Source organism: Nostoc sp. UIC 10630 (genome assembly GCF_010747425.1).
GTDB lineage: Bacteria > Cyanobacteriota > Cyanobacteriia > Cyanobacteriales > Nostocaceae > Nostoc.
On record NZ_JAAGOG010000251.1, the window covers coordinates 1 to 9,686 of the forward strand.

Consider the following 9,686-nt stretch of genomic DNA (forward strand, 5'->3'; position numbering starts at 1 on the left):
CACCACTACACCTGGAACCTATGGTGGCACTCTGATTTTAGGCAACAACGATAGTGATGAAAGCTCTTTTGACTTTGTTATTAATGGCATAGTTAAACCTGCTCCGGCTCCCGAAATTCAAGTTCTTAACGGCACAGTTGATATTGCAGATGGCAGCACTACTGCGATTAACTTTGGCGATGTCATTACTGGTAATACTCTCAGCAAAACCTTTACCATCAAGAACACAGGTACAGCTGCACTCAACCTCAGTAATCTCAAACTTCCCGACGGATTTAGTTTGGTAGGAACTCTGCCAACAAGTGTGGCTGCAAATGCTTCCACCACCATCACAGTGGCACTCAACACCACTACACCTGGAACCTATGGTGGCACTCTGATTTTAGGCAACAACGATAGTGATGAAAGCTCTTTTGACTTTGTTATTAATGGCATAGTTAAACCCAAAATTCAAGTTATCAATGGCACTGCTGGCAATGACATCTTTATTACACAGCTAAACAATGGCAATGACATCATCACAGACTTTGGCGGTATAGGTACTAACTCAAACCCTTCATCTGCGGTGATTGCCAAAGTAGATACCTTGCAATTTGTTGGGACTGGCTTGACTGCGAGAAATCTGCAATTAACTCAAAATAGCAATGACTTAGAAGTTACTTTTGAAGGCGTGGCCAATACCAAAGTTACTCTGCAAAACTTTAAGTTAGAAAACCTGGAGAACGTAAGCGCATTGGCAACAAGACCCGCCATTGGTAATATTCTGTTTGACGGACAAGCCAGTATTACAGACAGTTTTGATGTGATTAATGCCAACTCTACTCAAACGAGCATTTTCAACAAAAACACCATCACCTTTCTCAATGAATTGAACAATAACATCGTCGGTTTTGACAACTCCAACGATGTGATTAATGGTCAAGGGGGCAATGATACCATCAATGGCAACAGTGGTAATGATTTACTGCGGGGTTGTGCTGGTGATGATCTTCTCATTGGTGGAATAGGTAATGATATTCTCATCGGTGGTAGTGGTGCTGATGCTTTCGTCTACAATACCACTGCTGCCTTTACTAGCACTACTGTGGGTATTGATACCATCGCTGACTTCAATCACTCTGATGGTGACAAGATTGTTCTGGATAAAACTACTTTTAGTGCCATTACTTCTGTTGTAGGAACGGGTTTTAGTAACGCTAGTAATTTTCAAATCACCAGTTTAGGGGCACTTAGCAATGCTGTGATTGTCTACGACTCTATGACTGGACAGTTACTATACAATCAAAATGGTAGCGCTGCTGGTTTGGGCACTGGTGGTCAATTTGCACAACTTACTAGTGCGCCCACTCTTACTGCCTCCGACTTCATCATTCAAGCATAGTTGGGTTGGGTAAACTAATTGAAAGTGTAATCCAAACATTAATCGACTTTCAATTAAATAGATCACACACATAGGGGCGCAATATATTTGTGCCCTTACAATTTTGCGATTTAAATACCAAATATCATCAGTAACAAGGCGAAAAAAATACGGTGTAGAGTAGAGCAAAATGAAGTGTGCAGAATTATTTGGTTTAAGATTACCTTTTCATTACTCTGACCTTTATAACTGTATTTCCAGCAGATAAGTTAGGCTAAAAACTCAGAAAAAATATGCAAAACGACGCTGGTAAAACTATTTATGTTGGGATGACAACGGTAGCAGTCCTAGTTCAACCTGTACTTACCGAAAATACTTAGGCAGATGTGTGCGTTGTCGGTGCTGGGATAGCATGGATGTCAAGTACTTTAACCGACGCAGGTAAAATAATCAGTGGACGTGCTGGATGATAGTCTTATTGATGGCAGTCAAACAGCAAGAGCAACGACCCACTTATCGAGGTTACTGAATTATTGCTACCACTAGCTGGAGCAAATGCAAGGCAAAGAGGGTGTAAAACTTGTTGCCCAAAATTATACAACAGTAATTGATACTACAGAAGAGAGGCGATCGCTACCCAAGAAAACATTAACTGCGACTTGGAACTACTTGACAGCAATATTTTTCCTCCAGACCTAAAATCAATACATAAGATGTAGCAGGAGTTAGAAGTATTACACTTGGGTAGACTAATTAACGTAGAAATCCTGAAGAAAGCACCGTTGACCGATTTTGATCCAGGTGTGTGTCTACACTTTCCCAGACAAGGACAATTTGAGCCACTGAGTTAGTCAGATTAACGCAGACTTAAAACACTTTATAAATCCCTAAAAGGGATGTTTGCTCATGGAGAAAATTTGATGCTAATCAACTAAATATTAGCATAATTCTTTATATCTACACTAAAACTTTATGAAAGCTATATCAAACAACACCTTACATATTTTTGCAACCAAAAGCCTATATACTAGACTAGACTTTGATAAAGTTGAGAGTTTTGTTAATTGCAACACCAAAAACTATTAATTTTTAGATGAAATACTAGCGTATCTTATAGTCTATAGTTTTTAAGGTTTAGTTAAAACTATATCCAGTATCATCAAAAAAACTGCAAACTTCATGTGGTGCAAAAATCAATCGGGGAGTGGAAACATGAATTTACGTAGAGATGCATTGCAAATCCTCAAGGAAACTAGCCGAACTTTTTATATCCCAATTAGTCTTTTACCGCCAGGATTACAAGAAGCAGTAGCATCAGCATATTTGTGTATGCGTGCCATTGATGAAATTGAAGATCATCGCGAAATAGATAATGCAACTAAAGCAAAGCTGTTAAGAAGCATTAGCCTGACATTACAGGCAGGGGTTGATGGCTTCGCAGTAGAGGCTTTCTTTACAGAATTTAATGGGTATGAAAATACCTTAGAAGAAGTCACTCTGAGAATTAGAGAATGGTTGCTGCTAGCACCTGAGACTATTGCACCTCGAATTTGGGATGCCACTGCTGCAATGTCAGACCGAATGGCTTACTGGGCAGAAAGAAACTGGAAAATTTATACAGAATCTGATTTGGATCGTTATACCTTTGGGGTTGCAGGCGCAGTGGGATTGTTACTTTCGGACTTATGGACTTGGTACGATGGAACACAAACGAACCGTACCCAGGCGATTGGGTTTGGTCGCGGTTTGCAAGCAGTTAATATCCTGCGTAACCACACTGAAGATTTAAGGCGTGGGGTAGACTTTTTTCCAGAAGGCTGGAGTGCGGAAAATATGCAAGAGTATGCGCGGCGCAATCTAGCTCTGGCAGAAGCTTACACCAAAGACCTTCCTACCGGCCCAGCCTTAGATTTTTGCCAAATTCCCTTAACCTTGGCTAATGGCACCCTTGATGCTCTTGCTAATGGTAAAGAGAAACTCAGCCGCAGTGATGTTTTTGCACTTATCGAACAGCTAATTAGTGTGAATATGAAAGCCAGCTAAATAGTCTGTTAAAACTAATGGAGATAATTCTAAATTGCCTCCAAATTCGGGCATCCAAAATCCTACAGCGATTTTTGTAGGATGGGCACTGCCCTCTAATACCAATTTTGGTTGAATTTTGGATGGCAACTTTAGTGTGTTTCGAGTGGAACTGGGATTTTGGATTCAAAGTCTTAGACTTTACCCTGTTCTAGCAATGTAAACAAGTAACTCAAACATTTATTAATAATAAGTATAATAAATTGCATTATTTTTGCGACCATTTACGTAATACCAGGTAAACTTTAGGAACTCTTCAAAGGATTTCCAGCAAAAATTACCTGGCAAGAATTGATTAATGTCTAAATAATTGAAAGAGAGTGTAACGCTCCCCGTGATTATTCGTGCAGCGAGTTGACAGAGCATGAGCTACTGCTTAAATCCTATCTGTCCCAATCCAGAAAATTTGGTAAATAGCCAAAGTTGTCAGTCTTGTGGCTCGCAACTACTGTTGCGCGATCGCTATCAGGTGATCAAACCATTAGGTCAAGGTGGCTTTGGAGCAACCTTCTTAGCCAACGATCAAGGCTTACCAGGAGAACCGAGTTGCGTAATCAAACAATTACGCCCATCAGGAAGCGCCCCACACGTTTTACAGATGGCCAGAGAACTCTTTGAACGAGAAGCCAAAACTCTAGGTAAGATTGGCAATCATCCCCAAGTACCAAGGTTGCTAGACTATTTTGAAGATCATGAACAATTCTACTTAGTTCAAGAATATATCAGTGGTGATACCTTGCAGGAGGAGGTCAAACTTAACGGTATCTTGACCGAAACTGGAGTCAAGCAATTCTTAAGCGAGATTCTACCACTCCTCCAATACATCCACGAGCAAAAGGTGATCCATCGTGATATCAAGCCAGCCAACTTAATTCGTCGCACTCAAGATGCCAGGATGGTACTTATCGACTTTGGTGCCGTCAAAAACCAAGTCACCCAAGGCGCAATCAGTCAATCAGGACAAACAGCATTAACTGCTTATGCGATTGGTACTCCTGGTTTTGCACCTCCAGAGCAAATGGCTATGCGTCCAGTCTATGCCAGTGATATTTATGCTCTGGGGGTGACATGTATTTATTTACTGACTAGCAAAACTCCTAAAGATTTAGATTACAATCCCAACACTGGCGAGATGATATGGGAGCAACTTGTGCAAGTGAGCGATCACTTGAGCAATGTATTACGAAAGATGTTAGAGGTTTCTGTACGTAATCGCTATCAGTCAGCCGCAGAAGTTCTTAGAGCATTGGAAATAGAACCATACTTAGAAAGTTTAGCGAAGGGTTTACTGATTAAATCAGATACTGGGTCTAAAGAGCGAACACACAACTACCTGGAAAATTCTGCTGTTTTATGTAACAACTCTTCTGTTGCTGCCACTAGTGCAGGAGTGGCACAGGTAGCGGCAGCAATTCGTGCCAGACGAGCTAAGGCAGCAGAAGCTGCTGGATCACACCAGGGTTCTGGGATGGGCAAATCAACCACTTTAGCTAACAGCAATAGTAATGGTTCGCAAGTTCAAATTTCTAAAGTTGAGCGTAAGCTAGATACCCAAAGTTTGTTAACCGCCTATCAAAAGGGAAGACGAGATTTTGCTCTTCACAATTTAAGTTTGTTGAACCTGCAAGGTGCTGACTTATCAGGAACAAATTTCCATTCCACTCAATTGCAAAAAACTAACCTCCAGGGAGCTAATCTTCACAATAGTGACTTTGGCAGAGCCAGCCTTAGTAAAGCAAATCTCAAGGATGCTAATTTGACCAAAGCATACTTTAACCATGCTGATTTAGAAGGGGCAGACCTGCGAGGTGCAGACCTCAGTAATGCTTATCTCAGCAATGCTAACCTGCGAGGAGCTAATCTATGTGGTGCTAATCTCACTAGTGCCAAGATTTCTGATGAGCAGCTAGCACTAGCAAAAACAAATTGGATGACCATCCGCCCCAATGGTAAACGAGGTTTATTGTAAGTTTAAAGTTGAGATTTTGGAGCCAGAGCAAGCTACTGGCTTCTAGATTATTTCCCTACTTTTTAATGAGGTTTAAAGAGGAGCAAGTCTTAGTTGAAACTGTATTGTTTCACAGGGCTTCGATTTCCTTATTGGCTTGATAAATTAACTCTTATTTTTCTTGATAAAACTTAGATTTATTCAGAGTGCGTATTGGTTTATTATGAACAGCTCAGAATTTTTATAGTTGCTTTGCTCGATAGCCATCACTCTTGCAAATATTAAGAATTATCCCCTTATCTAGCAAAAATACGGTGATGATTGGCAATTCTTAATCAAATCTTTATAATAATCATCTGTTACAAATAACGAATGATTATTTACAATAAACAATAAAGCATCACAATAGTTTTTCATAAGTATTTATATGCTTTTTATTGCTATAAACGACAGGGGTTCTGGTAAGTAAAAGCAAAGCTGTAAAATCTAACGCTCTTAAGCCACTCAAGTTTTCAGATGGCAGCAGAAAGTGAAAAATTAATTATCCCTGATTGTAGGCTGAAGCAGAATAGTCACAACCGAAATCAGGCAATACAAGGTTTATATATCATGGCTGACTTTGCACAAACAGAAATAGAACGGCGATTAACTTTATATCAAGTATTCCTTAAATTGTATGAACACCACAGCAGCCTTCTAGATGAAATTCTTCAGCTAGAAAACCTTTCTCAACCGTCGTTGAGAAAGATGAAGGTACGTTACGTACATGGTGTAGTGGATACGTCTACTGTTTATTTGATGACTAACTTGTGTGACAATCAGACCCAAAGTTTACGACAGCCACAGCAGATATGGACAATAGGTCGTAATCAGAACAGTGGTATTTGCATTGCTGATAACTATATGTCTCGTCGCCACGCGGCTATTCAATATATTGACGATCAAGGCTTCTACTTCATAGACTTCAACAGTACCAATGGCTCATTTGTGAATGGCGATCGCGCTTTAGAGCCGATCAAGCTTGAAGATGGCGATCGCATCCGTCTAGGAAATATGACTTTTGATTTTTTTGTGAATTATACGTGCCGTGTTTTGCCAACTGTAGCAATGGAGTTATTGATGCAGCTTGTGCATCGTAAAAATGACAATCAAGTAGAAATACTTTCTTTTCCGCGTGATAAACAAAAATATATACCTGAGAAAGTAGATGAGAATTTAGAGATTTTCCGAAATTCCCGATTATTTGAGAAGCTTGAACATTATTATGACAACTTCAGTTCAGAACAGAAATCAGAAATTTTAGACCGCTTTTTTAGCAGACAAATACCATAAAATCCCAGTTAAAAAATTGAAAATTGCCATAATTTTCAATTGGGTGAAATATATACAATTCGTAGAGGCACAACAATGTTAATTGTTGTGCCCTTACTTTTACCTGATTAGAACTAGAAATGCCTAACGAATAACCGATCAATTCTTTACAAAAAGTGGGTTAGCTATTTTTGTAACCCACTACATATTCAAAATTGCAGATTAATAAATCCACATTCCTTATTCTTCTGGTTCTACATCGACATCTTCCTCTTCATCTTCTTCACTAGCTTTAGCTACAGAGTTAGCAGAAACAACAGCGCCTTTATCTAGCTTTTCACGCACCAGTTTCTTAATTTCTTCAGCGAATTCAGGCTTTTCTTCTAGATACTTAATGGCGTTGTCTCGTCCTTGGGAGATATTATCGCCATTGTAACTATACCAAGCTCCTTTGCGGATAATAATGCCAGTTTCTTCTGCTAGGTCAACAACACAACCCAAGGTAGAAATACCTTTACCAAAAATAATGTCAAATTCCGCTATTCTAAAAGGCGGCGCTACTTTATTTTTGGCGACTTTGACTTTAACGCGATTACCATATTCATCTGTACCTTTTTTCAAGGTTTGAATCCGACGAATATCCAAACGCACCGAAGCGTAAAATTTCAATGCGTTACCACCAGTTGTAGTTTCTGGGCTACCGTAGGTAACACCGATTTTTTGCCGCAACTGGTTGATGAAAATTACTGTACAACCAGACTTACCAATATTACCCGTAATTTTACGTAGTGCTTGGCTCATTAATCGCGCTTGCAGACCAACGTGGGCATCACCCATATCACCTTCAATTTCAGCACGGGGAACCAGTGCAGCTACTGAATCAATGACTACAATATCAACCGCAGCAGAACGCACAAGCTGATCGACAATTTCCAAAGCTGATTCGCCAGTGTCAGGTTGAGAAATCAGCAAATTGTCAATATCTACACCCAATGCCGCAGCATAAGTAGGATCAAGGGCGTGTTCAGCATCAACAAAGGCAGCAATACCGCCATTTCTTTGCACTTCGGCGAGCGCATGTAGCGCTACTGTAGTCTTACCGGAACTTTCCGGCCCATAAATTTCTATGACCCGCCCCTTGGGTAAACCACCACCTAATGCTAAATCTAGGGTAAGCGCTCCACTAGAAATTGTTTCCACCCGCATCCGGGTAGCATCGCCCAGGCGCATGATTGCCCCTTTACCAAAGCTGCGCTCAATCTGGTTTAGCACCATAGTCAGTGCTTTTTGCTTGCCGGAAGTATCGGTGTTGATAGCCATTTCTGCCTCTAATGCCTCTAATCTAAATATATGGTTTTAAGAAGTGTTGGTTTCGGAGCTTGAGTAGAACAGATATACTATTTTAACCAGAAAATTCTGGAATAGGACTTCTCAAATCAAAAAAGGGGTGTGACAAGATCGTAACTCGATCGCTACCAGATTAGGGTAGTTTTGCACAATGATACCAACTTGCATTCAGAGATAGCTTTTTTTGGCTGGGTAAGCAAGGGTTTTCAAAGAAAAAATAAATTAGCTAAACAACACTGTCAGTAGAACCGGACTCGTGAGTATTTGCGGAGGTTGCTAAATTAGGAGCGATCGCCATGCCAATCAGCATATCATCTACAGCGACTTCATTGGGTCGGGATTGATGTAAAAGGCTTTTAGGGTAGTAGTAAAGGGATTTTCAATGCTTTAGGTGACTTTCAGCTTTGAGAGGCGATGATGCTCAGTCGTACTTGCTGCCTATAAGCTTGACGTATAATTATACCAATACAGGGGAAAACATTATGGCTAAAGTTAATCTAGATGCTCTGATTCCACGAGAAGATTTTGATGTAGAAGAAAATATTAATCTGGGCAAGAAAAAAGAAACAATTTCTATTGAAGACCTTAAGATAGACTCATTCTTCTTTTCAAACATCAGAAAACCTGATTTTCAAAGAGAAACTAACGAATGGGATAAAAATAGAATTTGTGAATTTATCAAAAGTTTTATTGAGGGCGATTTAATACCAGCAATTATTTTATGGCGAAGTACAGGTGGCTACTTGTTTGTAATTGATGGTAGCCATAGATTAAGTGCTTTATCTGCTTGGGTAAATGATGATTATGGTGATGGGAAAATTTCAAAACTTTTTTATGATGGGGTAATTTCTGATGAACAACTAGAAATTGCTCAAGAAACGCGAAAATTAGTAAACAGAACAGTCGGTTCGTATGATGATTTTAAGTTGGCTTCCACATACCCTGATAAAGTTAAACCCGAAGTTGTCAAATATGCTAAAAATCTAGCAGCCTTGGCAATTCAACTTCAATGGGTTGAAGGTGATGCAACTAAAGCAGAAAGTTCATTCTTCAAAATTAATCAACAAGCTGCACCAATTGATAAAACTGAGCTAAAACTCCTTGAATCTAGGAGAAAGCCTAACAGTATTGCAGCGCGTGCAATTATCAGAAGCGGCAAAGGGCACAAATATTGGTCATCTTTTTCAAATGAAACACAATATCAAATACAAGAAATAGCCAAAGAGATTAATGAAATACTTTTTGCGCCTAAGTTAAAGACTCCTATAAAAACTCTGGACATACCAGTTGGAGGAAAACTATATTCATCGCAAACATTGCCACTAATTCTAGATTTTGTGAATGTTGTTAACAATCTAGATTTTAATAATAAGGGAATTAATGATGACTTAACTGGTGAAGCAACAATACAGATTTTAAAGAAGACCAGAAAGATTGTGTATAGATTAAATAGTAATCATCCCTCATCTTTGGGGTTACATCCAGTTATATACTTTTACTCAAAAGAGGGACGACATAGAACAGTATCTTTACTCGCTGTAGTTGATTTTGTAATGGAACTTGATAAAAGACAAAAAATCAATGACTTCATTAAAGTACGAGAACAGTTTGAAGAATGCCTCATAAAATATGATTATT

General features: G+C 39.4%; 7 protein-coding genes. 6 read left to right on the top strand and 1 reads right to left on the bottom strand.

All coding sequences use genetic code 11. The features are described from left to right. From G1O98_RS33570 to G1O98_RS33590, 5 genes are all read left to right on the top strand, one after another. A partial coding sequence (locus G1O98_RS33570) for a choice-of-anchor D domain-containing protein (RefSeq protein ID WP_163937743.1) occupies positions 1-1,381 on the top strand: 1,381 nt, incomplete at its 5' end. 534 nt (positions 1,382-1,915) lie between these two features. Next, positions 1,916-2,059, top strand: coding sequence for a hypothetical protein (locus G1O98_RS33575; RefSeq protein WP_163937745.1), 144 nt, complete (start codon positions 1,916-1,918; stop codon positions 2,057-2,059). 513 nt (positions 2,060-2,572) lie between these two features. After that, positions 2,573-3,403 (top strand): phytoene/squalene synthase family protein, encoded by an 831-nt coding sequence (locus tag G1O98_RS33580; protein ID WP_163937748.1) that lies wholly within the window; start codon positions 2,573-2,575, stop codon positions 3,401-3,403. Positions 3,404-3,806: 403 nt separating this feature from the next. Beyond that, on the top strand, positions 3,807-5,411 hold the full coding sequence (locus G1O98_RS33585) for a serine/threonine-protein kinase (RefSeq protein WP_163937751.1): 1,605 nt from the start codon (positions 3,807-3,809) through the stop codon (positions 5,409-5,411). Positions 5,412-5,999: 588 nt separating this feature from the next. Beyond that, positions 6,000-6,722, top strand: a complete 723-nt coding sequence (locus G1O98_RS33590) for an FHA domain-containing protein (RefSeq protein WP_163937762.1) — start codon at positions 6,000-6,002, stop codon at positions 6,720-6,722. A gap of 219 nt (positions 6,723-6,941) precedes the next feature. On the opposite strand, the gene recA is transcribed toward G1O98_RS33590, so the two are convergent. Continuing rightward, the gene (recA, locus tag G1O98_RS33595) at positions 6,942-8,021 is read right to left on the bottom strand and encodes a recombinase RecA (RefSeq protein WP_163937754.1); all 1,080 of its coding nucleotides are present in this window, start codon (positions 8,019-8,021) and stop codon (positions 6,942-6,944) included. Positions 8,022-8,530: 509 nt separating this feature from the next. Between recA and G1O98_RS33600 the strand changes: the two genes are divergently transcribed. Next, the coding region (locus G1O98_RS33600) for a DUF262 domain-containing protein (RefSeq protein WP_163937757.1) at positions 8,531-9,686 on the top strand (1,156 nt) is incomplete at its 3' end.

Excerpts from the sequence above, each read along its gene's own strand:
- G1O98_RS33575 (WP_163937745.1), top strand. The coding sequence starts at position 1,916 with ATGCAAGGCAAAGAGGGTGTAAAACTTGTTGCCCAAAATTATACAACA.
- G1O98_RS33580 (WP_163937748.1), top strand. The coding sequence starts at position 2,573 with ATGAATTTACGTAGAGATGCATTGCAAATCCTCAAGGAAACTAGCCGA.
- G1O98_RS33585 (WP_163937751.1), top strand. The coding sequence starts at position 3,807 with ATGAGCTACTGCTTAAATCCTATCTGTCCCAATCCAGAAAATTTGGTA.
- G1O98_RS33590 (WP_163937762.1), top strand. The coding sequence starts at position 6,000 with ATGGCTGACTTTGCACAAACAGAAATAGAACGGCGATTAACTTTATAT.
- recA (WP_163937754.1), bottom strand. The coding sequence starts at position 8,021 with ATGGCTATCAACACCGATACTTCCGGCAAGCAAAAAGCACTGACTATG.